Raw genomic sequence first — 22,966 nt, 5'->3', positions numbered from 1 at the left:
TATAAAGGAAATTAATTATTGATCATCATATGCTTCCTTAATCAATTCATTAGCTAATTTCTCAGGAATTTTTGCAGTTACTTTATAGTTCTCATGAATAACGTGTATCTCCATATTATCAGACTTTTCTCCTTGAAGGTCAAATGTTAAATATTGTAAAGTACTAAAGGAATCACCTTGTTCTCTTCCGGCCTCTGGTTCTCCCTGGATAAGCTTAGAGCTGATCTTTAGAAAGACAGAATTATATACTTTATTTAGAGTTTTATACACATTAATCAAATCATCCATAGAATATGCATAAATATAAAGAGTAGCCTTTATTTTTCCATTAGCAGGCAATAAATCAGAGTAAATCCTTATTACTTCTTCTATATCCTTTTCATTTTCTAGTCTATCAAGGTAAATCATTTCCTGAATTTGATGCAGAACTGTATCCTTATTCTCAAAGAGTATTGATAATCTATCGCCCAGTTCTATCCTCCTCTCCTTCTTAATTTCTGTTATTCTCCTTATTTCATTCATCCTAATTTTCTCGTATTCTCTCCAAGGTAATACATCTTTAATCGTAATGTTAACCATTGACCAACGCCTCCTTTAAAACTTGAATGGGATGAAGAGGTTTTTTACCAGAAGCCTTGTAGATCTGTAATCCTGCAAGAGGACATTCAGTAGCAAAAACTTCTGCCTTACTTTGAGAAAAGGCTTCCATCATCTTTTTACCTATAACCTTAGCCTTATCGTAATTTCTCAGCCCCCAACCTCCATCAATTCCTGAGCAACCCTTATCAGCTATTTCAACCTTGGCTCCTAAAGATCTCATAATAACTACTCCTGGGAGACCAATTTTCAAATATTTAAGATGACAAGGAGTGTGATAAAGTATAGTTTTGGCAATCTTTGAGGGGAATTTGATCTTACCTTCCCTATTAAGCTTCAAAAGATACTCCATGGCATCATAGACCTTAATTCCTCTGTTTATAATGTATTTATATTCCTCAATCATAAGTGAACAAGTGGGTATTGGAGAAACAACATCGTACCCTTGTTTAATAAAATCATCAAGGAGTGAATAATTATACTCAGCAACCTTCTTCAGCATCTTAGCATCTCCTACATCCAACATAGGTGCACCGCAACAAAGAAAGTTCGCAGTTTTTACTTCAATTCCTAGCTTGTTGTAAACATCTATGATGTCCTGGCCTAATTCGGGGTAAAAATCATCAACAAGACAAGTATGAAAAAGAACTACTCTAGCTATTGGACTTTCAACTTTCTCAACCTTAGGTTTAAAGCCTTCTGTCATTTGAGGCATCGGAGCCTCTTTGCTTATTCCCATAATTTCTCTGGTGTAAGGATAAATTCTACTCACTAATTTCTTAAAGGGAACATTTACTGCCTCAAATAAATAATCTCTTAAAGACAACCTAGAAGAAGTCTGCTTATAATAAAGCCAAGCCCAGTCCATTAAATGGGCAAAATCCATGTTGAATTCGTGAGGAGGAGTATAAGGACAATTATTGAAGCACATCTTGCAGTGAAAGCAATCGGGAACTATCGAGAATAAATCTTCTAAAGTTAGCTCTTTAGGGCCTTTCTTGTCAGTAATTGAAAACATCTTAGGGAAAACGAAGCAGTAATTGAAACATAGCCTACAACCGTGACACACAGAAGCTTGTCTTACAAATTCTGCCTTAAGTTTAGAAGAATCAAAAAATGAATTGTCTTCAGGATTTAAAGAATACATTACTGCTTACCTTGAAGCAGTGACAATAGCTGTTTGTATCTTTCTGCATGGCTTTTCTCTGCTCTCGCTAGAGTTTCGAACCATTCCGCAACTTCTTCGAACCCTTCTTCTCTAGCCTGCTTTGCAAAACCAGGATACATTTGAGTAAATTCGTAAGTTTCTCCTGCTATTGCAGATTGAATCATGTCTTCCAATGTTTTTATTGGCTTATCAGTTGCTGGATCTGTTAATCCTCCTTGCCTTATGAAATCTAGATGTCCAAATGCATGTGCGGTTTCTCCTTCTGCGATACTCCTAAAAACTGCTGCTATATCAGGATACCCTTCTTCATCAGCCCTTTTAGCGAAATAGAGATAACGCCTATTTGCCATAGATTCGCCTATAAAACCGGTCTTTAAATTTTCGGCAGTTTTACTTCCCTTTAACTCCATTTTATCACTAAAATATCCTAGCTTTTGATGTTAAAAAACTTTTCTTAAATAAGTTTTTCTCCAAATTAAGAGTAATTTTAATCTAAACGCAATAAAAAAATTTTTACGGTGGTTTAACATCTATCGCTGCTACTGGACATACGTTTACGCAAGCCATGCAGAATATACAAGCTTGTTCATTTATTGGATCTGCCTTCTTCTCGGATGCCGGGTGACCGGGTGTATCATACCATTGAAACACATTGACGGGACAAGCAGTTATGCAAGAGCCGTCGGCGATACATAAGTCGAAATCTACGCCTACTATTGTGCCGTGAATTCCTAACACTTTTGGAGGCTCTACGGGACCATATACTTTATGTCCTTCATGTTCACCTGTAACTTGCCTTGAAGTACGGTAGTTCGGGTCTATTCCCATTATTTCACCGAGAAATAAATTAGCAGAGTACAAAAAGAATGTTATCCCGAAAATTTTCGTGATATGTCTGTTAAAGAGAAAAACTATTAAAAAATAGAGACTTTAAACCAAAAAAGGTTATACTCTAGCAGGCTGTTCTCTTTTTTCTTCCTCAACTAAGTTTACAGTCTTTCCTGCCGCCTTATATGCTTCAGGCTTCTTCACTCTTATCCAAGACGTGTAGATTATAGAGAATATCAGTACTGCTCCACCAGTTGCTACTGCTTGAGTTACCGGGAATACTGGAGGCCATATTGATTCATAAAGTACGAAAGCAAAGATTACAGTTGCTATTGCTGGCAATATGTAGTGCAGGAATGGATGTAAGATAACATTTATTCCGTAGTGTTTCTCCTTTAACCTTGTAAATAGCACCATTACTGCAGTATTATTTATGAAGTGTGCTACGATAAACCCTACAAGAGCTATAGTTGTTAAGTAATCGAATGTAGCACTAAGAGCACAGAATACTGCCTTAGATGTTGCAGGACAGAATACTAGCTGTGCTGGAGAATAGCCTGCAAAGTAACCTATTGCAAATCCTGATGCTAAAGCTAATAGGCTGGATGCTATTCCTATAAAGAGCAAAGATTTACTTGGAGTAACCCACTTTGGATGTACATAGGAGAAGAACTTAGGTAATAATCCGTCCCTCCCCATAGCAAAGTAAACTCTTCCTGCATTAGATTGCATTGCTACGCTATCTGAGAATGCTGAATTAAATGCAAATAAGGCTAGCAATAGTCCGCCGGCTAATGTAAGATATCTAGCGTAAACAACTATTCCAGGAATTCCGCATGTAGCAAATGAGGTCATATTATCTAATCCCCAACCTACTGTTAAAGCGTAAGATACTTCAGTCAATACTATTCCTACAATGAATACACCCAACGTTAATGCTTTCGTGATTGCCTTGCTACTTTTCACTTCCTCTCCTAATGGTGCAGAGCCCCCATAGCCTATGAAGCTAGTTAATCCGAATATCATTCCCAATCCTAAGCCTGCTATAGGACCTCCTATTTTACCCCAACAAGATGTATATGCTGCAATTGAACTCCATGCGAATGGATTAAATACGTTTATAGTATTGTCTGGAGCTTTCAATATTATTATTAATGAAGTTATTGCCAGAAATGCTACTTCAGTTAATGCTGCATACCTAATGTATTTCATTTGAGGTCTTATTCCTATCATTGCTAAGAATATAGGAAAGAGAATGAAGAATAATATGAAGGCTATCCATACCCATCCAGGCAGAACTATGCCCCAGAAATAATGTAATACGCCCGGCAATACTATACCCGCAACGTAAACTGGAATTGCTGCTGTACTAGCTATCTGATAAACTGGGTACATCAGCCCAGTTATTATTGCCGGATATGGACCGAATGCAGTAGCTACGTAGCCATAATAACCTGCCGCACTTGCGTGCCACTTAGAAAGATGATAGAGAGTATTAACCTCAATAAACATTGTGACCATTGCTAAGAGAAAGGATAGAGGAGTTAAAACGAAAGCAAAGGCTGCTGCTGATGTTATAAAAGCTACTGTGTCGCAAGCAGGAGCCATTGCGGCTATTTCCTGAGCTACAGCTTCTAAAGTCCCAACTACACCTTTTTTAAGCCTTGGGATGTTTACACTCATTTGGGAAACCCTAAAAATTAGGGTTAGCCTAAAATATTTAAAATTAACTATTAAAGAATTTAGACCAAAACAAGGTTAAGTTGAAAAAGTTCTAATTTTTAATTAAGATATATTTATTGGCGAACTTAGTTCCACTCTACAACAAGCTACTAAACTGCACACCTCTTTTTTCCTCCCATCTCCGTCTTCTTTTATTTTACATTCAAAAATACCGTAATTTGTTGGACAATAAGGTGTCTCTTTTACAGTAAAATATATTTTCATATCAAAACTTACGAAAGTTACCTAATAAAATTATCTTTCTAAATAAGAGAAATATTTTTAAATTTTTAGCAAAAGAATCTTAGTGGGATCCAAGCTTATAAAAGAAAATACAAAATTTTAAACAAATGAAAATTCTTGTAAACGATTTAAAGGAAATAATAAGGAAAATCATGGAAGAAAGAGGAGTAGAATATTCTAACGTAATAGCTGACCATTTCACAGAGGCAGAATTAAGGGGCCACTCTTCACATGGCGTGCAGAGGGTTATTCCATTAGTTAAGGGCGTTGAACTAGGAACTATAGAAAAAAGGTTAAATTATAAAATATTGAAGTCTACAACATCATCACTGCTAATAGACGCAAAAAGGAGTATAGGAATAGTATTGTGGAATAAAATAGTTAATGAGCTTGAATTTAAAGAACCAGTAAGTATCATAGCAGTGAGGAATTCTTCGCATATAGGCTTCCTTGGGTACTATACTAGAAGACTTGCGCAAAAAGGATATTCAGCAATAATGTTCGGTAACGCAGAACCTGCAGTAGTTTTCCCAAGAAAAGCTGAAAAACTGCTCTCAACTACTCCTTTAAGCATATCAATTCCTTCAAATCCTCCGGTTGTGTTAGATATGGCATTATCTTCAACTGCAAGAGGAAAAATAATTGAAGCGCAGAGACGTGGAGAAAGAATCCCTTATGGCGTTGCGGTTAATGAGAGGGGAGAAATAACCACTGACCCTACCGAAGCCTTAAAAGGAGGTATTCTACCTTTAGGTGGAGAAAAAGGATTTTATTTAATGTTAAGTTTGGAACTCCTAACGTCTTTCTTAACTGGAAGTGCAGTGGGTCCTGAAGTTAAGGGAGTGTTAAATACAGAAAATCCTCCAAACAAGGGAGAAGTTCTCATAGTTATTAATCCTAAATTTACAGAAGAGGAAAACCACGGCATAGAGTTAATGAGAAAAATTTTAGGCTCCTTGCCGGGAGATAGAGGAGAGAATTTACTAAGGAATAATAACGAAGAAGTAGAAATTGATGAAAAGTTATTGAATACACTTAAGGATATGACGAAGAAGGTTCCTTATTTTTGATTTCTCTCTGTTTTATGAAAAACATGATGAAGAACGCTAACACTACCATAGTAAGGAGTAAGAAGGATTTTCTTATTCCTATTAAACTCACAACTCCTCCCATTATCATGGGGACTACTCCTCCTAATCCTATAAGTATTCCAGTAAAGTAACTGTTTGCTGCACTTCTTTCATCGTCAGCAAAGTTCCTCTCAATAATTATTAGTGATGAAGGATAAGTTAGGCCGTGAGGTATACCTAAAATAAGTAAGGAGATTATATATAAGGATATACTGAATGAGATAAAAGCTAAGAATAATCCAGTTATGCTCAGAACTACATTCAAAATTATTATCCTAAATATATTACTCGGAGCAGCCAATGTAAATAGTGCCCTACCTATAAATGAAGTTAAAAAATAAAGAGTGAATAAAAGTGTAGCCATGGAATAACTAGCGTGGAAATAATCTATAGCGTAAATTCCACCAAAAACTTCTATAAAGGCAAAAGGTATGTCGTACATCAAATTATTAAAGAATGGAGAAAGAAACTTAGGAGAAAATATAATCTCCTTAGCTTTCGAATTAACTTTCCTTTTTCTATGAGATTCTGGGAATTTAATAGTTAATGAAATTGCTAAAACTAAGAAAGCCAATAATGAAAAGAATAAGAAAGCTTGCCTTAGAGTAAATCTCTGGAGTATCAAAGACTCTAATCCAGGACTTATTATTAAGGAAAGGCTTAAAGCTGTAGTGTATAAAGCGAGCATTTGCTCACTTTTCCTTCTATCATTAAATGAGCTAGATAACGTAATAATATTAGGAAATAAAAATCCTAAAGAGAATCCTGCTAAAAACGATAATGGTAAAATCAAGATCTCATTGGCAATGAAGAATAACGGGAAAGTTAATGCATAAATTGCTGAGGATATTAAGAACAAACTTCTTCTCTTTGAACTGTCTAATCTTGAGTTTATGAAAAAGCTCGAAATAAAAGTCGATATTGAAAGCATTGATGATACGATTCCTATTAAAACCGAGGAGAAATGAAAGACGTAAGCTGATATTAATGGTACAGTTGTTATTAACATATTATTTGAAGCTCTGATCGCAAAGGTTAACGTAAAAATTGTTACTGCCATATACAAAAATTCATTTTTGAACATTTACGTTCTCCTTTGCGGAAACTTCTTCTATAATTATTTGAAAGAATTTTATGACATCTCCTTCAGACTTTGCCAGTATTTCCTTTATTAGATTCTTATATCCTTGTCTGACGTCTTCAAGCTCTTCTAAACCTTTTTGAGTTATTTTAACTAGTACTACCCTCCTATCTTTATCGTTTCTGCTTCTAGTTATCATTCCCTCGTTTTCTAGTTTATCAAGTATTTCAACCATTGTAGACTTGTTAACTCCAACAAATTCAGCTAAACCGCTAACGTTCTTTTCTCCGCCTTTTAAAAAATAAAGAGTAGACACCTCAGTATAAGATAATCCACGTTTTTCAGCTTCTTTTTGTAGCAGTTCTCTCAGTTTCCTGTTCCCTTTGAGTATTATTTCCCAATCTTCCAACTCTACCACTCTCTCTTAATGCGGAAATTATTGCTGACATGAAAAGTAAAACCGCGGAGATATAAAGTGTTAACCTAAGTGAACTCATAAATGAAGGAGCTATAGTTGTAACGAAGAAGTGAGGATTATCTATCTTTACTGCAATTGAATGAGGTAAAGTTGACGCAAATGCTCCTAAAGGATCATATCCTAATAATGCCGAGAATATTACGACAGATGCAGGAATAGTTTGATGAAAACTTATGCCGTATTGAGCTAACGCTGAGAAAATTGATGAGTTAAGACTTCCTGTCATCGCTGAAATTAAGATACTGAAGTAAAGTACTACGCTAAAGGCCGATGCAGTATTCTGCAATGCTGCCCTCATTCCTGATGCCATACCTCTTTTTTCTATAGATACTGAAGCCATCATGTCTGCAGTATTAGGTGCAGTAAACAATCCCATTCCAGCTCCTTGTATAAATGTTATTAAAAAGAACTCATATATGTTGAAATTATAAGGTAATAACGCTAGAAATATAAATCCTAAGGCGCTTATTATCAATCCTAGACTAGTGAGTATTTTTCCTCCGTATCTATCTGAGAGAATCCCACTAATAGGACCTAATGTTGCAAAACCTAAAACGTTAGGAATTAAGTATATTCCGGCCCAGAAAGGAGTTTGACAATAAGGTACTCCGTGTAAAGGTAACCATATACCTTGAAGGAGAACTAAAAGCATTAATAGAATACCTTGTCTAGCTAGAGAAGCTACCATGTTAGCAGTATTTGATGTCGAGAAATCCTTATTCTTAAAGAGGGACAGATCGAACATTGGATCTTTTACTTTCTTCTCCACATAAATGAAACTTCCTATCATAGATAACGATATTACGATTCCTATCATAACCCATGGGTCACTCCAACCTAGAGGTTGATTATTGTAAGGCAATAAACCGTAAGTTACTGAAATGAGAAGAATTGTTACTCCTAATGCGAATAAAGTATTGCCTATTACATCAATAGACCTCTTAATTGGTTTTTGGATATCCTTTAATGTGAGAAAAGACCAGATTGTACCTACTATTCCTACTAATGCGCTAAATACGAAAATATATCTCCAATTGTAAATAGATAAGACTCCTCCTATAATTAGTCCTGCTACACCTCCTACTAATCCAGCAACTTGATTAAGCCCTAATGCTTTACCTAATTCTCTCCTATCAAAGTAATCAGTTAAAACTGCTGTACTATTTACCATTAATAATCCTCCGCCTACGCCTTGCAATAGCCTAAAGAAGATCATTTCTAGAACTCCTAAGTTCCCAGTTGCAGTTATTGAAGCCAAAAGAGCAGAAGCTATTGCAAAAATAAGGAATCCTATACTGTAAAATCGTGCTCTACCTTTTAAGTCTGAAATTCTGCCGAAAGTTACAACTAGCGATGATGTTATAACCATATAACCTAAAATTACCCAAATCAAGTAGCCTAAAGAGTCTGGACTTGTGGGATTAAAGTTAAGTCCTTTAAATATTGCAGGTAATGCAATTATTATCATATTATAATTTGCAAACGCCATAAATATTCCTATGCTAGTATTTGTTAAAGCTAATATTTTCCTGTCCATTTTAGTTCGGATACAAACTTTTGGACGTCTAACTAATAAAACTAATCATGAATTTTTCATAAGATATTTTAACTGGATAAGCTAAAGTGAGTTAATGATTTATATACAGTATCTTTTATTACCGCTAGTTTATTTTGTCACAATATTTTTAATGATAAAATTAGGTTATGGCGGACTTGCAGAGATTGTTAAGTATGAAAAGAGAAGAATTACAGTCAATCCATTAAGTAAAATAATCTTTGAAGTAGGCCTCTTTTTATTCCTCTCGAGAGGATTTTATGCATTCTTGAATAACTTCTTAGTTCTCTTAATTTTCCCTTTCTTACTTCTTTTAGGGATTTTACTTATACTTAGGGATAAAATAAAGTGTTTAACCTATTACATAACAGCTTATTTACTTATAACATCGTGGGTAGAGATCAATATGTATTATGGGATGGGTAATATAATTTATACTTGGCCTTATGAAATTTCAAAGATATTCGGTTATTCCAGAGTAGTAACTTACTATTCCATAATTCACGGAATCTTATTCTCTTTATACAGTCCAACATTATATATTACTCTACTCGGCTTCATTTTTATTGCGACAACTAATACGTCTGAATTAATTAGAGCATTCTCCGAGCTTAAAATACCTTTGGCAGTTACCTTAATATTCTCAGTCTTCGTTAAAGTAATTCCAAATGCATTAAAGAATATGGAGACATCTTATAAGATGGAAATCTTAAGAGGCTTAGATTACGGAAAACCGCTTCCTTTAAGATTAATTTACCAACTTTATGGATTAATTGCAGTAATCTTACCCGTCTTTGTTTATATTGTCAAGGGATCTAGAAATCTTGCAATAGCTTTAGAGACAAGAGGTTACATGAGTAGAAAAAGCAGGACTTCATTAGCAAAAATAGGCTTTCATTATTTAGATTATCTGTTACTTTTTATTTCTGTTATATTTTTCTATATTTCTTTCTCATGAATTAATCGTTTAAACTTTAGAATATAATACTCTAAAGACCTATAATGATAACAGTAGAAGAAATTTACGGAGAAGATAGTTGGTTTATTTACTTTATGAAAGGATTTGAAGTAGCCCATGTGTCTCAAATTAGCGGGTCAAGAAAAGTCGGTTCAATTCCTTTAGGAAATAGATCCATTGTATTATGGGAAGTTCCAGAAAATGAAATAACAAATGGATATTATGTAAATTATAACCCGAGACCAAGACTATTCAGATTCACAAAACCTAACATCTTAGGAAGGGACTTATCTTTCGATTTAATGATAAGCAAGACATTGACTCCTTCACCTTTAGTACAGCTGAGACCCAGATTATTCGGTATTGAAAGAACTCCTTTATTCACATTTAGGAGAATAACATCTCTGGAGGAAGATATAAGGAATGACGTCCAAAAGTTCAGGCTAAGGTTGCCCATTATTAATACTATTGAGGCAGAAATTGATGCAATGCTTAGGCCAACACCACAGGAGAGGGTAAGGCTTCTTAATTCTTATTCTGAGGAAATATATTCTCAATGGGTTCTGACTAAAGTGATAGAAGCCACAATAGAAATGGGAGGAAAATTAGTAGACTCTTTTGTCTTGAATGTTGATTCGAAAGTAATAGAGATACTATATCATCCTAATCCGGGAATAGATATTCATGTTATAGTATCTGATAAGAGAGAAAATGTAAATTTAGGTAATATTCAAAACTATAAGGATAAGGAAGTTTTGCAAATAGATTCTGGAGTCAGAACAGTGGGAAGAACCGGAATTACAGTGAGCTTTGAAGGAAATGCGCAGTTTGTTTTAAACTCAAGAAATGTTGAAGAAATAAGGAAATTTAAGGAAGAAGTTCGTAACGAAATAAGGAAAAAATTATAATGTATGAGGTATTTGTAAAGGAAAATTTGGTAATTTTTCATCCCTCTTATATTCCCAGACTTCAAATTTCCCTATTTTTGCAATGTTAATAGGTTTTCTAATTATCCTTATATTTTTTAGCGATATCTGTAATTTTAGCTTATCTTTCCAGAAAATAACTTTATTCCTCTTTACTTCACCTTCATAGTTTCTAGCCCTGGAATTAGAAAAATCGTAAATAGAAACAATAAATTTGCTTTTATCAATATAAATTCTTTCTACTTCGTCTTCAGTAAGCGGAAACAGATTGCAAACTATTTCAGCAAGTTTTTCACTTTGCATAATCAGATTTTAGTTTAAAAATTAGGCACTTTACCAAAAATAATCAGTTCCTTACATAAAGTAAAAGATCTGCTGCAATTTCTTTTCTCCTTTTATAACTTTCATAAATCTCTGGGAATTCGTTCTTCAAATACTCCTCAGGAAGTTCATCATATGCAATTTCAATTTTCTTTGTTACTGCTTTCATTCACATCACCATATATAATATATAGTATACTAAATTTAAAGTTACCTACTAATATATAAACATTAATAAAACTTTTTAGATACTAGTTGAGCTAGCATAGAAACCTGGTAGAAATTTAAGGCAAAAATATTACCTTTCATTAGAAGAATATCCCATGGTAACTAGATATTGGTTAAGATACTACGTTATATCCTTCGCGTCAATTGCAATCATAGACGTCATAGTCTCATCAATAATAATAAACATACCCTTCCTTTATATTTTTCAAATAGTTATAATATTTGGGCTTTGGTACTTAATTTCTCCCTTAATAATGGTATTTTTACTGAAGATGAGAAAAAGCGGAGAAGAAGTAGCTAAGACAGTTGAGAAGGTCTCCAAAGAATTTGGAATAAAAACTCCTCATGTTTATATTTCATACGTGGATTTTCCTAATGCCCTAGCTTTCGGTAATATATTTTTTAGAGGAATGGCAGTAACTTCACCTTTATTGGATTTACTTAATGATCAAGAATTAGAGGCAGTAATAGCTCACGAGATCTCCCACTTAAAAAATCATGATCCGGAAATGTTAATATTATCAATAATGGGAATTAACTCAGTTTATTCCATTTTAATTTACTTCTTCCCTTGTTACATTGAGTTAATAGTTGCATTGTATTTCCTCGGTCTATTTCCGTTATTTTTTGCAATACATAGGAAAGTAGAGAAAAGGGCAGATATAACTGCAGTAAAGCGAGATAAAAATTTCGCAGTACCGCTTGAGACCGCATTAATAAAAATTGCATATCTAAGCGATAAATTACCATCTTATGTACTAAAGAATTTTCCAGAATTACAAGTGCTATTGATGAAGTATGATATAATCTCAAGTAATTACGGCAACGGAGGTTTATTCAGGACTCATCCATCGCTTAGCGAAAGACTTAGGTATTTAAGCAATTATGAATATTAACCAAAGTTTGTCCTAACTTGAATTGCTGGCTTACAAACTTCCTCGGCTAATTCCTCCGGAGAGGAATAGTAATCAACCTTCATAACTTTCCTATTATCAAAGTACTCCTGGAAAGTGTTTTTTATCCTATCGGTAGAAAATCCCGTATCCGTTAAAACTAGAGTCTTCTTACCCATTGCATAAGCCATGAAAATCTCTATAGTAGTTCCCACTTCACCACCTAAAGAGACCACAAGATCTGCAGATCTAACTAGAATTACAGATCTACATCTATATTCGCAACCACTATTTATCCTTATAACTTCAGAAGGCAATTCTACGTCTTCTCTTTCTACAGGCAATATTGCGATAACCTTAAGCTTCCTCTTTAATGCCTCATCAACTACAGTTTTCATTCCGCCCCAATACCCTCCTACAAGAATAGTAGGACTGCACTTGAGATTTTCGAAAAATCTCCTTATTTTATTCTCTAACTCTTTAGTGAGAGAGCTATGAACTGCTATTGCTACTTGCATAACTTGGCGTATTAGGTCTGGTTAATAAATTTGATTGACAAATTAATAATTATGAGTACATCCTTACAATTTTACATTCAACAGATACTATTTAAATTATTACAAAAATATTCGAGATTAAACTGTTTCGTTTACTCTATCAATACAAATTCTCCTTTTAGTTTCAACGGAACTACAGGAAGGATAAAAATTAGGGGAGAATTTAGGAGAAAAATAAGGTTATATTTCTCATGTGGTTCTTTTACTTCCTACTTAGAGTACAATTTACCTAAAACCTTAGACGAATTGGCGAAAATAACTCAAAGCATAGAAAAGGATGCCGAAGAAAAATTAAATGAGATCATAAATAATTGCGAATTAGTATCCCTATGCGAAACTATAGGAGGTAAGACAAAAATTCATATAATGAAAGGTAAAGTCTTGAATTTAACCGATGAACTTAAAGAGGAAATAAACTTCGCATTGTTTAGGCATTACGGCGGAAGAAAAATACTTTTTAATTTAAACGACGATGAGGGAATACATGTAGTTAGTATTATAAAAAATGACAGAAATAAAGTTTATATACAATTATTTACTCCAGATCAATGGAAATTCTGGTATATTAGCGAGGACTACGTTACAGACGAAGATCTCTACCTGATAATGAAGAAAATTCACTATATTTCCTCATAAATTCCTGCACCATAGCTAACATTATTCGGAAGCAATAAAGGCATATTCCCAGTTGTAATTAATGCCTTAGCTTTTATATTAAGAACCGAATCTCCAAAACATGCAATAATTAAGTATTTTTCCTTTCTTCTAACTATTATACAGTTATCCTTAATTTTAACATCAATATTTCTTGAAAAGTCACTAAAAAGTTCCTTTCTAAGTTTTATCAGTTCTTTGTATAATGATAAAATTTTCGTATTCATATTCCAACTAAGCTTTGATTTTTCAAATGTAGAGTAATCCTGAGGATCGTAGTAATATTCTCCTAATTCCTTCTTTCTGCCTTCCCTTAAGCCCTTTATTATTTCGGGATCTGAAAAATCCGTAAAAAAGAGGAAAGGATTATTTTCACCGTATTCCTCACCCATAAATATCATAGGAATGTAAGGAGACAAAATGTAAAGGAAGGGAGCAATTAATGTTTTTTCTCCTACCAAGGAAATTAGCCTTTTCCCATCTTTCCTGTTACCAACTTGATCATGATTCTGAGAATAAATTACAAATTTATTCCCAGTTAAATTCCCAACGGGCTTACCGTGAGTCTTCTTTCTAAAATTGGAATAAATTCCGTCATAAACAAAAACGTCCTTCATAGCCTTTGCTAACTGATCTATCCTCCCGAAGTCTGCATAGTAAGAATCCTTTTCCCCAGTAAGTAATGCGTGAAGAGAGTGATGAAAATCATCAGACCACTGAGCATCAATACAGTAACCGCATTTTTCCTTAGGCAAAATAATCTTAGGATCGTTCAAATCGCTTTCAGCTATTGCCAATCCGTTAGCTTCTTTCACGGCATCCCTTATTTCTTCTAAGATATGCTTAGGGGAATTATCAAATATGCTATGAACTGCGTCTAATCTAAGGCCATCGATATGATATTCTTTTATCCAATAAACTGCGTTCTGTACTACGTAGTGCCTCACTTCATCACTGTAGGCTTCGTCGAAATTAAAAATAGGCCCCCAAGGAGTTTTATACCTAGTGGAAAAATAAGGACCAAAGACTGAAAGATAGTTACCTTCCGGCCCTACGTGATTATAAACGACGTCCAAAATAACTCCTAAGCCTTTCTTATGCGCTTCATTTACTAATTCCTTAAGCCTCTGAGGTCCTCCATAACTATTTTGTACAGCATAAAGCAATACACCGTCGTAGCCCCAATTTCTTTTACCTGCAAATTGATGAACTGGCATTAACTCTATTGCTGTAACTCCCAGGTCCTTCAGATAATCCAACTTATTTTTTACGCCTTCAAAATCTCCACCGAAAGCCCCTACGTGAAGTTCATAAATTATCGGAAAATCTATTCCTTTCCAACCCTCATCTTCCCAAGAAAATTCTCCTACAATTTCAGACTTACCGTGAACGCCTTCTGGTTGAAACCTTGAAGCCGGGTCTGGATACTCTTTCCCTCTTATTAAATAAGAGTACCTATCACCCGGCTTTGCTTCATCGACCTCAAGTGAAAAGTATCCTCTTTCTTCATCTTCTAATTCCATCTTTATTACTTTCCTTTCTCCCTGCTTATAGAGAACTAAAGAAACCTCCTTGTGGTATGGAGTCCAAAGCCTAAACAATGTTGATTTTCCATCAAAATTTGATCCAATGTCCATATGATTTCCTTAGAGAAAAGCTTATTATAAGTTTAAAGAAGAAAGAAAGTTAACAGGAACTACTAAAAATAATGTGTGATCCCATGAGAACCCGATTGGGAAAATTTTTCTTTTATTTCTCTTTCTTTCATGGGCGAATTCATACTACCTCTACGTAGATGAGGCTTATAAGGGAGATTCTATTATTATCTCAACACTTCTCACATCTTCTCCATCAGAACTGGAAGATTTTCCCATAAATTTTCATTGTAACGATAAGTTTGAAGAGAACATCTCCTTACTAGAAAAGTACATAAAAAATAAGAAGGAATTTAACTCATCTCTTACAATTGTATATTCAGATAAAGGAAAAGGTATAACAAAAAAAGAATACGTAGTACTCTATTTCCTAATTCCCGTGTTGCTTAACAAATTACTCATTCCACAGAATTCATCACTTACTATACTAATTGACGCATTAGATGATAGAATTAAGGACTACAACCTTAACATAAATAACGTAAAAAGTATAATAGGCAGATACGCTAATGGGTTTAAGATTTATATACCCTCTCCAATATCAAATTTTTATCATTAAAAGGAAAAATACATAAGAAAGGACTTTTGCTTGTAGACTGCTCTTCTACTTCTTTAGCAAAGAACTATAATATAATCCTTGATGGAAAGTTCAAGAAAGGAATTAAAAAATTCTATATTGACTGTTATACTCTGGAATCAATAGTCCAAACACTAAGCCAAGTTTAATTTCTGTCTATATTATATACTACTATGGCTTTCGTGCAAATACCTACAAGACCAGGATATCCCTATCCAATAGGAGTGACCTTAACTAGGGACGGTGTGAATTTTGTATTATTCTCTGAAAACGCTACTTCGATACAACTATTACTTTTCTCTCACCCTGACGATAAAGAACCTAAAGAAGTAATTGAAGTGAAAGAAAGGACAGGAGACCTTTGGCACGTTTTAGTCCCAGGGATAATGCCCGGACAACTTTACGCATATAAGGTAGACGGACCGTATAGGCCTGAACAAGGATTAAGATTCAACAAAAACAAGACTGTAATAGACCCGTACGCAAAGGCAGTTGCAGGATTCATAAAATGGGATGACTCGCTCTTTGGTTACAAAATAGGTGACCCAGACCAAGATATGTCCTTTGATGAAAGAGATTCTACTCCATTTATTCCTAAATCGGTAGTTGTAAGCGACGAATTTGATTGGGAGGAAGATAAGCCTTTAGGTCTTAGAACACCTTGGTCTCAAACAGTAATTTACGAGACTCACGTTAAAGGTTTCTCTATAAAAAGAGAAGACATAGATGAAAGAATAAGGGGAAAATATCTCGGTTTAGCTTCAAAATCTGCAATATCCTACTTCAAGGATTTAGGAATAACATCAGTAGAATTAATGCCAGTACAGCAGTTTGTTAGGGACAGATTTCTCATAGACAAAGGATTAACAAATTACTGGGGTTACAATCCTATAGCTTACTTTGCTCCAGACTGCGGTTATGCTAACGACTGCTTAGGAAAACAAGTTACGGAATTTAAGAAAATGGTTAAGGAACTTCATGCATCAGGAATAGAGGTAATTATAGACGTAGTATATAACCACACTGGAGAAGGAAATCACTTAGGACCTACTTTGAGCTTCAGAGGAATAGACAACACCTCGTATTATATGTTAAATCCACAAAATCCCAGATACTACATGGACTTCACAGGAACAGGGAACACGTTAAACTTGAGGCATCCCAGAGTTCTCCAAATGGTAATGGATAGCTTACGTTATTGGGTTTTAGAAATGCACGTTGACGGCTTCAGATTCGACTTAGCTTCTGCCTTAGCTAGAGAACTCTACAGCGTAAATATGTTATCAACTTTCTTCGTAGCAATACAGCAAGATCCCGTACTTTCGAGAGTAAAACTAATTGCAGAACCTTGGGACGTAGGAGAAGGAGGGTACCAAGTAGGAAACTTTCCTTACCAATGGGCTGAATGGAACGGAAAATATAGGGATACTATAAGAAGGTTCTGGAGAGGAGAGCCGATACTTTACTCCGAGTTGGCAAATAGATTAATGGGTTCCCCAGACTTATATCAAGGTTCTGGAAGAACTCCATTTGCGAGTATAAACTACGTAACCTCCCACGACGGCTTTACTTTGCAGGACTTAGTTAGTTATAATCAAAAGCACAATGAAGCTAACGGTTTTCACAATAAGGACGGAATGGACGAAAACTACAGTTGGAACTGCGGATTTGAAGGAGAAACCCAAGATCCCAATGTAATAGCTTGCAGAGAAAAGCAGAAGAGGAACTTCATGATAACTTTATTCATAAGCCAAGGAGTGCCCATGTTGTTGGGAGGAGACGAACTAAGCAGAACGCAGAAAGGAAATAACAATGCCTTCTGTCAGGATAATGAAATATCTTGGTATGACTGGAGTTTAGACGAGAGGAAAAAAGCATTTAGAGATTTCGTAAAATCTATGATATACTTCAGAAAAGCTCACCCAATATTCAGGAGGAAAAAATTCTTCCAAGGTAGAAAGCTCTTTGGCTCACCTTACAAGGATTTAACTTGGATTTCACCTGCAGGAACTGAAATAGACGATAAAACCTGGAATTCGCCTACACAATGGATAGCTTTTGTATTATCTGGAGATGCAATGGATGAAATAAATGAAAGAGGAGAGAGAGTTGCAGACGACGCTTTCCTTGTGATACTTAACGGAAGCCCAAGCAGTATAAAATTCAAGATTCCTAAATTGGGAGAAAAGTGGGAATTAGTAGCTTGGAGTTGCTTAAGAGAACCAAAAGAAGAAGAAAAGGTAGTTAAGGCAGAACAAGAAATTCAAATTGAAGGAAGAACTACAGTAATTTACAAGAGAGTGTGAACTTGAGCTACAGGATTCAGTTAAATAAACATTTCAACTTCTCCGACCTTATCTCCATTCTAGATTATCTTCAAGACTTAGGAGTAGAATGGTTGTACTTATCTCCGATACTCCAGGCAAGGAAAGGAAGTACCCACGGCTATGACGTTTACGACTTCAAGAAGGTAAGCGAAGATCTAGGAGGAGAAGAGAAGTTTAAGGAACTCTGCAAAGAGGCGAGAAAGAGAGGAATGAAGATAATAGTTGACATAGTTCCAAACCACATGGCTTTAGAAAATCCTTACTTACTAGACTTCCTAAAGAATCCCAACTCGAAGTATAGAAAATTCTTCGACTTTGAAGGGGATAAAATAATTCTACCAATACTTGGGGAAAAAAGCCTTGAGAAAGTGAAAATTGTGGAAGAGAACGGAGAGAGATTCCTAGATTATCAGGAGTTAAAATTACCGCTAGAAGGAGAAGGAAAAGACCTCGAAGAACTTTTGAAAAAACAAAGATATGAGTTGGTTTATTGGAAGAAATTCGATAAAATAAATTATAGGAGATTTTTTGATGTAAACGGATTAATAGGAATAAGACAGGAAGATGAAGAAGTTTTCAATGAATATCACGAGAAGATTTTCGAACTAAAAGACTGTATTGATGGGCTCAGGATAGACCACATAGACGGTTTACTTAACCCTAAAAGATACCTTGAGGAACTTAGAGAGAGAATGAGAGATAAATACATTATCGTAGAGAAAATACTCTCTCCTAGCGAAAAATTGAGAAATTGGAAGATAGACGGAACTACTGGATACGATTTTATGAGAGATGTTAACTTAGTATTTGTTAATGCAAAAAACGAGGAGAAGTTTAAAGAAATTTACGAGGAATTCATAGGACAGAAAGTGAACTTAAATAAAGAAAAAGTAAAAGCAAAGATTGACGTTATAAATCAGCTCTTTTATGGTGATGTTAACAGAATATCTAGAAAAATTAAGGAAATTACTGGGAAAGACATCAAGGATAGCTTGGTAAAATTCCTGTCATGTCTTAACGTTTATAGAACTTACATTACCGAGGACGAAGTAGATTGGGAAGATATTGAGGAAATAAAGGAGTGCACAGATAACGACATACTTGACTTAGTTAATGAAAGGAAAGCGATGATGGTCTTACAACAACTTGAAGACCCGATAATGGCAAAAGGCTATGAAGACACTCTCTTTTACAGATATAACGTATTGATCTCTCTGAATGAAGTTGGTAGCGATCTAAAGTTCGGTATTTCTTGCGAGGAATTCCACTCAAGAAACATAGAAAGGGAACTCTTCTGGCCAAATACTATGACAGATACGTCAACACACGATACTAAGTTCAGCGAAGACGTAAGGGCAAGGTTAAATGCATTGAGCAATTTTCCTGAGGAATGGAGAAATGCTGTAAATGAATGGAGTAAGATAAATGAGAAGTACAAGGTTAATGGATTCCCTACTAGGAATGATGAATACAGATTTTACCAGACTTTACTAGGCACTTGGAATGGATATTCTAAGGAATATGAGGAAAGGTTAGTAAATTACATGATTAAAGCAATAAGAGAAGAGAAGATTAATACTTCATGGTTAAATGCCAACCAAGAATATGATAATGCAGTAATAGATTTTGTGAAGAATGCAATAAAGGATGAGGAATTTCTCTCTTCTTTTACTCCATTCCTTAAAAAGATAAATAATATAGGCAGTATATATTCGATAGAGCAAATAATTCTAAAGTTAACTTCTCCAGGCTTGCCCAACATCTACCAAGGTAATGAAACTTTAACTTACCTAATGGTTGACCCTGATAATAGAAAGAAAGTAAATTTTGAAAAAATAAAGGATATGTTGAAAGAGATCAAAGCTGAAGATCCTATAAAACTATTTAAGGAAGAGAAGTTTCACAAGCTTAAACTATACGTTACTTGGAAGTTATTGAACTTAAGAAAAGAAAGGAAAGATCTATTTAATGGTTATCATCCGCTGAAAGTAAATGGATGTGGATTTGAAAGAAACGGATTAATCACAATAATAACCTTTTACCCTTTTGAAGATTTCGAAGTAAAAATAAAAGGAAAATTCGTAAACTTGATTGACTCATCAATGCACGAGGAGGTAATTAGAAAAAATGAGCTACCTTTTGGTGTTTACGTCAAACAGTAAAGGGGTAATGCATCTATTATACCGTTAACGCCTACTAATATCAAGGAATTACAAGTTATGAGCATGTTTCCTGCTCCAGGCATTACTGGAGTTTGTAAACCTTTAAGTAGAGAACCTTGAGAAGATATAACGAAGAGGTATCCACTAGCGTTCTGTATAATTACATTGCCCTCGTATATCTCTGGATTATCAACAGTGAAACCAGTATGGAAAGTCCAAAGAACTTTTCCAGTTGCTAAGTTAACAGCATAAAGTAAACCTACTGGTGAATCGTGATAAACCACTCCATCGTATATGAGTGGTGGAGGAGATTCTAAATTAGGCGGAACTCCTGCATATCCTTCATTTATACACCACAGAATTTTGCCAGTAGTAGCATTTACTGCAAACAAGACTTCTTGAATTGTAGTGCAACTCTTTATAGTATAAGCGCTTACTACTATCCCTTTACAGTAAGCTGGAGAAGCGTCATCCAGTCCTCCTAAAGAAGTATGAGTTGAAGAAAAGTTAACATACCATAATATATTCCCGTTTGAAGCATTAACAGCCCAGAAAATGTAAGGATTTGCGCTGCCGAAATAAACTATACCATCAACCAGCAGAGGAGAGGACATACTAACATAGGAAGTTATATTATCAGACCAACAAACTCCTCCACTTAAGTTTAGTGCAAATACCTGCCCGTTACCGTTAGCTTCAATAATTTTACCGTTATAGAAAACAGGAGTTGGCATATCTTCTCCTAACGTTTTATATTCCCATAGGACTTTTCCGTCAGTAGCATTTAATGCAATTATAGCATTATATCCAGTACCCCTTACGTGACAATTTTGAAAGACGTTATTACCAAGCCCTACTATTACTATGCAATTAACTACTATAGGTTGAGTCATAATTTGATTATTAAGCCTATTAAACCAGACTACCTCACCATTAGTTATGTTTATTGCGTACACACACCCTTGACAACTACAGAGCTGTCTTGAAGCTAAATTCATGGGACCTGAAGTTGTTACTAACAATAAACAGTGATATACAGAAGGAGGAACTACAATTGCTGTAGTGATATTAAGGATAAAGAAACCAGTCTTTACTGGAATTACATAAAAGTGAGAAGGAACTCCTTCAAAAACTGTTGTATTACCATCATAAGGGAGGAGAGAAGATTCTTTATAAACTGTAAGAGTTTGAGGCGTAATCTTATGTGAATTGTTATTATGAGTAGATATTAACAATAATGAAGATATGATGATTAATAACAATAAAAAAGTTGATATAATTATTATACTAGTAACCCTTCCTCTATTCATTGTCTATATAGACTATGTAGAGTTTATAAAGATTTTCAATTGGATTGCTTTATGGGGGGGTACTTCGATTCTTAGTTGTTAAGCCCATAAGTTTTCATTAAATCCTAAAATCTATATTAGTATGAAAATAAGTTTCACATATGCGTGGATAAAAATTGAACCAATCCACTAAGTACAATTGGGTATTTTGCTATGTCTATTCTATAAAATCTTATGTTAGAATAAATAAAAATTTAGTAAAAAAATTACTTAAAACCTAGAACTTCAGCAAAGTTAGCTAAATCTAACAATCCATGGCCAGAAAAACTAAGCAGTATGGTCTTCTTCTCTCCAGTTTTCTTCGCATCATCTGCAATCTCCTTAATTATCGGTAAAGCGTGGCTAGTTTCTGGTGCTGGAACCCATCCCTCTATTTGAGAGAACAACTTAGCCCAAGTAAACGCAGTTTCTTGATCGTAATCTCTGGCTTCAACTATTCCTTTACTCATCAAAAGAGATAGTGTAGGTGCAACAGCGTGATACCTTAGTCCTCCAGCGTAAACTGGCGGTGGAATGAAATCAGAACCTATTGTATACATTTTCAATTCCGGTAACACTCTTCCGGTATCTGGATAATCATACTTGTAAACCCCTTTGGTCATCTTAGGGACTTCCAAAGATCCTGAGGCAATGTATTTTCTCCTCACTTTTCCTGAACGCAACTCTTCACCTAAGAATGGAAAAGCTAATGCAGAGTAATTAGACCCACCACCTACTACTCCTATAATGTAATCTGGATCCTCACCTATCATCTCCATTTGGACTTTTGCCTCCTGTCCTGCAATAGTCTTAAACAGAATATCGGAGTTTACTACACTTCCAACGACATATTTTCCTCCATTTTCAAGTGCATATCTTACTGCCTCAGTAATAGCTATTCCCAGAGATCCAGGATTGTTGGAATCCTTCTGAAGAACTTCCCTACCATAAGGAGTAAACTCTGAAGGAGAAGGATGAACATCAGCACCATACATCTGCATTAAATACCTCCTATAAGGCTTTGCAAAATAGCTTGTCCTAACCATGAAGACGTGAGCCTTAACGTGGAATAATGCCGCAGCTAAAGCAACCGCTGCTCCCCATTGACCCGCTCCGGTTTCTGTCGAAACAAATTTTGCGTTATCCAATGTTGCGTAATAAACGTGGGCTAAAGCGCTGTTAATCTTATGAGATCCACTATATGTATGGCTCTCCATCTTCATGTAAATTTTTACAACATTACCGAAGTATTCCTCAAGTTTTCTAGCCCTTATTATAGGAGTTGGTCTTCCTATTTGCAAGTATCTTTCAAGAACCTCATCAGGAATTTTTATATATCTTTCCTGTGAAAATTCTATTTCAAGGACCTTTGAAGGTAAAGCTTCCTTTAGAACTTCAAAAGCTTTTCCTGTTTCGTCCTTTGGTGGAGGTAACGATTCCGGTAAATCTGGTAAAATATTATACCAAGTTGTTGGTATTTTGTCCTGCGGGAGATCGTATCTAACGATCATAATTAATAAAGAGCAAAGGTTACTTTTATATCTTTTTTAGCTACATACTAAGTCTAATAAAAACGTA

General features: G+C 35.0%; 22 protein-coding genes. 7 read left to right on the top strand and 15 right to left on the bottom strand.

Features of this window, described 5'->3' with window-relative positions; translation table 11 throughout:
• Positions 1–15 precede the first annotated feature (15 nt).
• The 6 genes from HS5_RS12260 to HS5_RS12235 form a co-directional block, all read right to left on the bottom strand.
• Positions 16–579 carry a DUF3501 family protein gene (locus HS5_RS12260; protein WP_236751655.1) on the bottom strand — a complete coding sequence of 188 codons (564 nt, stop codon included), beginning with the start codon at positions 577–579 and terminating at the stop codon, positions 16–18.
• Positions 572–1,744: a heterodisulfide reductase-related iron-sulfur binding cluster gene (locus tag HS5_RS12255; protein ID WP_236751654.1), complete on the bottom strand. Its 1,173-nt coding sequence runs from the start codon at positions 1,742–1,744 to the stop codon at positions 572–574. Before HS5_RS12255 ends, HS5_RS12260 begins: the two co-directional genes overlap by 8 nt.
• Positions 1,744–2,175, bottom strand: coding sequence for a rubrerythrin family protein (locus HS5_RS12250; RefSeq protein ID WP_236751653.1), 432 nt, complete (start codon positions 2,173–2,175; stop codon positions 1,744–1,746). The genes HS5_RS12255 and HS5_RS12250 overlap by 1 nt, the downstream gene beginning before the upstream one ends.
• Before the next feature lie 103 nt (positions 2,176–2,278).
• On the bottom strand, positions 2,279–2,593 hold the full coding sequence (gene zfx1, locus HS5_RS12245; RefSeq protein ID WP_236751652.1) for a zinc-containing ferredoxin Zfx1: 315 nt from the start codon (positions 2,591–2,593) through the stop codon (positions 2,279–2,281).
• 117 nt (positions 2,594–2,710) lie between these two features.
• Positions 2,711–4,276: an APC family permease gene (locus HS5_RS12240; RefSeq protein WP_236751651.1), complete on the bottom strand. Its 1,566-nt coding sequence runs from the start codon at positions 4,274–4,276 to the stop codon at positions 2,711–2,713.
• A 102-nt stretch (positions 4,277–4,378) separates the two neighbouring features.
• Entirely contained in the window at positions 4,379–4,540 is a 162-nt protein-coding gene (locus HS5_RS12235) for a hypothetical protein (RefSeq protein ID WP_236751650.1), read from the bottom strand.
• Between the two features lie 125 nt (positions 4,541–4,665).
• Here HS5_RS12235 and HS5_RS12230 point away from each other — a divergent pair, with 125 nt between their 5' ends.
• Complete coding sequence (locus HS5_RS12230; protein WP_236751649.1) at positions 4,666–5,628, top strand: Ldh family oxidoreductase; 963 nt, start codon at positions 4,666–4,668, stop codon at positions 5,626–5,628.
• On the opposite strand, the gene HS5_RS12225 is transcribed toward HS5_RS12230, so the two are convergent.
• Genes HS5_RS12225 through HS5_RS12215 form a run of 3 tightly spaced genes read right to left on the bottom strand, consistent with a single transcriptional unit; the run spans position 5,594 to position 8,784 of the window.
• Entirely contained in the window at positions 5,594–6,772 is a 1,179-nt protein-coding gene (locus tag HS5_RS12225) for an MFS transporter (RefSeq protein WP_236751648.1), read from the bottom strand. The two genes, HS5_RS12230 and HS5_RS12225, sit on opposite strands and share 35 nt — an antisense overlap.
• Positions 6,759–7,187, bottom strand: coding sequence for a MarR family transcriptional regulator (locus HS5_RS12220; RefSeq protein ID WP_236751647.1), 429 nt, complete (start codon positions 7,185–7,187; stop codon positions 6,759–6,761). The genes HS5_RS12225 and HS5_RS12220 overlap by 14 nt, the downstream gene beginning before the upstream one ends.
• The gene (locus HS5_RS12215) at positions 7,111–8,784 is read right to left on the bottom strand and encodes an MFS transporter (RefSeq protein ID WP_236751646.1); all 1,674 of its coding nucleotides are present in this window, start codon (positions 8,782–8,784) and stop codon (positions 7,111–7,113) included. Before HS5_RS12215 ends, HS5_RS12220 begins: the two co-directional genes overlap by 77 nt.
• Positions 8,785–8,878: 94 nt before the next feature.
• Here HS5_RS12215 and HS5_RS12210 point away from each other — a divergent pair, with 94 nt between their 5' ends.
• Positions 8,879–9,760, top strand: coding sequence for an energy-coupling factor transporter transmembrane component T (locus HS5_RS12210; RefSeq protein ID WP_236751645.1), 882 nt, complete (start codon positions 8,879–8,881; stop codon positions 9,758–9,760).
• 44 nt (positions 9,761–9,804) lie between these two features.
• The gene (locus HS5_RS12205; protein ID WP_236751644.1) at positions 9,805–10,668 is read left to right on the top strand and encodes a hypothetical protein; all 864 of its coding nucleotides are present in this window, start codon (positions 9,805–9,807) and stop codon (positions 10,666–10,668) included.
• On the opposite strand, the gene HS5_RS12200 is transcribed toward HS5_RS12205, so the two are convergent.
• Both HS5_RS12200 and HS5_RS12195 read right to left on the bottom strand, forming a co-directional pair.
• The gene (locus tag HS5_RS12200; RefSeq protein ID WP_236751643.1) at positions 10,663–10,989 is read right to left on the bottom strand and encodes a hypothetical protein; all 327 of its coding nucleotides are present in this window, start codon (positions 10,987–10,989) and stop codon (positions 10,663–10,665) included. The genes HS5_RS12205 and HS5_RS12200 overlap by 6 nt on opposite strands.
• A gap of 43 nt (positions 10,990–11,032) precedes the next feature.
• Entirely contained in the window at positions 11,033–11,176 is a 144-nt protein-coding gene (locus tag HS5_RS12195; protein WP_236751642.1) for a hypothetical protein, read from the bottom strand.
• A gap of 154 nt (positions 11,177–11,330) precedes the next feature.
• Here HS5_RS12195 and HS5_RS12190 point away from each other — a divergent pair, with 154 nt between their 5' ends.
• Complete coding sequence (locus HS5_RS12190) at positions 11,331–12,131, top strand: M56 family metallopeptidase (RefSeq protein ID WP_236751641.1); 801 nt, start codon at positions 11,331–11,333, stop codon at positions 12,129–12,131.
• On the opposite strand, the gene HS5_RS12185 is transcribed toward HS5_RS12190, so the two are convergent.
• On the bottom strand, positions 12,128–12,646 hold the full coding sequence (locus tag HS5_RS12185) for an LOG family protein (protein WP_236751640.1): 519 nt from the start codon (positions 12,644–12,646) through the stop codon (positions 12,128–12,130). The two genes, HS5_RS12190 and HS5_RS12185, sit on opposite strands and share 4 nt — an antisense overlap.
• 30 nt (positions 12,647–12,676) lie before the next feature.
• On the opposite strand from HS5_RS12185, the gene HS5_RS12180 reads away from it, so the two are divergent.
• A complete protein-coding gene (locus HS5_RS12180; RefSeq protein ID WP_236751639.1) occupies positions 12,677–13,321 on the top strand; it encodes a hypothetical protein in 645 nt (214 codons plus the stop codon).
• On the opposite strand, the gene treZ is transcribed toward HS5_RS12180, so the two are convergent.
• The gene (gene treZ / locus HS5_RS12175) at positions 13,306–14,976 is read right to left on the bottom strand and encodes a malto-oligosyltrehalose trehalohydrolase (RefSeq protein ID WP_346729545.1); all 1,671 of its coding nucleotides are present in this window, start codon (positions 14,974–14,976) and stop codon (positions 13,306–13,308) included. The genes HS5_RS12180 and treZ overlap by 16 nt on opposite strands.
• Before the next feature lie 768 nt (positions 14,977–15,744).
• On the opposite strand from treZ, the gene glgX reads away from it, so the two are divergent.
• Entirely contained in the window at positions 15,745–17,877 is a 2,133-nt protein-coding gene (glgX, locus tag HS5_RS12170) for a glycogen debranching protein GlgX (protein WP_236751638.1), read from the top strand.
• 2 nt (positions 17,878–17,879) lie between these two features.
• Positions 17,880–20,060, top strand: a complete 2,181-nt coding sequence (gene treY / locus HS5_RS12165) for a malto-oligosyltrehalose synthase (protein WP_236751637.1) — start codon at positions 17,880–17,882, stop codon at positions 20,058–20,060.
• On the opposite strand, the gene HS5_RS12160 is transcribed toward treY, so the two are convergent.
• Positions 20,045–21,370, bottom strand: coding sequence for a PQQ-binding-like beta-propeller repeat protein (locus HS5_RS12160; protein ID WP_236751636.1), 1,326 nt, complete (start codon positions 21,368–21,370; stop codon positions 20,045–20,047). The genes treY and HS5_RS12160 overlap by 16 nt on opposite strands.
• A gap of 245 nt (positions 21,371–21,615) precedes the next feature.
• Positions 21,616–22,899: a TrpB-like pyridoxal phosphate-dependent enzyme gene (locus HS5_RS12155; RefSeq protein ID WP_236751635.1), complete on the bottom strand. Its 1,284-nt coding sequence runs from the start codon at positions 22,897–22,899 to the stop codon at positions 21,616–21,618.
• Positions 22,900–22,966: the final 67 nt, after the last annotated feature.

The sequence above is a fragment of the Acidianus sp. HS-5 genome (genome assembly GCF_021655615.1).
Taxonomy (GTDB): domain Archaea; phylum Thermoproteota; class Thermoprotei_A; order Sulfolobales; family Sulfolobaceae; genus Acidianus.
The sequence above is the reverse complement of the archived record's forward strand: the minus strand, read 5'-3'. Positions and strand labels throughout refer to the sequence as shown.

Bases quoted from the DNA above. Each gene is read 5' to 3' on its own strand.
- HS5_RS12225 (WP_236751648.1), bottom strand. From the start codon at position 6,772: ATGTTCAAAAATGAATTTTTGTATATGGCAGTAACAATTTTTACGTTA.
- zfx1 (WP_236751652.1), bottom strand. From the start codon at position 2,593: ATGGGAATAGACCCGAACTACCGTACTTCAAGGCAAGTTACAGGTGAA.
- HS5_RS12205 (WP_236751644.1), top strand. From the start codon at position 9,805: ATGATAACAGTAGAAGAAATTTACGGAGAAGATAGTTGGTTTATTTAC.
- HS5_RS12185 (WP_236751640.1), bottom strand. From the start codon at position 12,646: ATGCAAGTAGCAATAGCAGTTCATAGCTCTCTCACTAAAGAGTTAGAG.
- glgX (WP_236751638.1), top strand. From the start codon at position 15,745: ATGGCTTTCGTGCAAATACCTACAAGACCAGGATATCCCTATCCAATA.
- HS5_RS12260 (WP_236751655.1), bottom strand. From the start codon at position 579: ATGGTTAACATTACGATTAAAGATGTATTACCTTGGAGAGAATACGAG.
- HS5_RS12210 (WP_236751645.1), top strand. From the start codon at position 8,879: ATGATTTATATACAGTATCTTTTATTACCGCTAGTTTATTTTGTCACA.
- HS5_RS12250 (WP_236751653.1), bottom strand. From the start codon at position 2,175: ATGGAGTTAAAGGGAAGTAAAACTGCCGAAAATTTAAAGACCGGTTTT.
- HS5_RS12160 (WP_236751636.1), bottom strand. From the start codon at position 21,370: ATGAATAGAGGAAGGGTTACTAGTATAATAATTATATCAACTTTTTTA.
- HS5_RS12255 (WP_236751654.1), bottom strand. From the start codon at position 1,744: ATGTATTCTTTAAATCCTGAAGACAATTCATTTTTTGATTCTTCTAAA.
- HS5_RS12190 (WP_236751641.1), top strand. From the start codon at position 11,331: ATGGTAACTAGATATTGGTTAAGATACTACGTTATATCCTTCGCGTCA.
- HS5_RS12230 (WP_236751649.1), top strand. From the start codon at position 4,666: ATGAAAATTCTTGTAAACGATTTAAAGGAAATAATAAGGAAAATCATG.
- HS5_RS12155 (WP_236751635.1), bottom strand. From the start codon at position 22,899: ATGATCGTTAGATACGATCTCCCGCAGGACAAAATACCAACAACTTGG.
- HS5_RS12235 (WP_236751650.1), bottom strand. From the start codon at position 4,540: ATGAAAATATATTTTACTGTAAAAGAGACACCTTATTGTCCAACAAAT.
- treZ (WP_346729545.1), bottom strand. From the start codon at position 14,976: ATGGACATTGGATCAAATTTTGATGGAAAATCAACATTGTTTAGGCTT.
- HS5_RS12240 (WP_236751651.1), bottom strand. From the start codon at position 4,276: ATGAGTGTAAACATCCCAAGGCTTAAAAAAGGTGTAGTTGGGACTTTA.
- HS5_RS12195 (WP_236751642.1), bottom strand. From the start codon at position 11,176: ATGAAAGCAGTAACAAAGAAAATTGAAATTGCATATGATGAACTTCCT.
- HS5_RS12200 (WP_236751643.1), bottom strand. From the start codon at position 10,989: ATGCAAAGTGAAAAACTTGCTGAAATAGTTTGCAATCTGTTTCCGCTT.
- HS5_RS12215 (WP_236751646.1), bottom strand. From the start codon at position 8,784: ATGGACAGGAAAATATTAGCTTTAACAAATACTAGCATAGGAATATTT.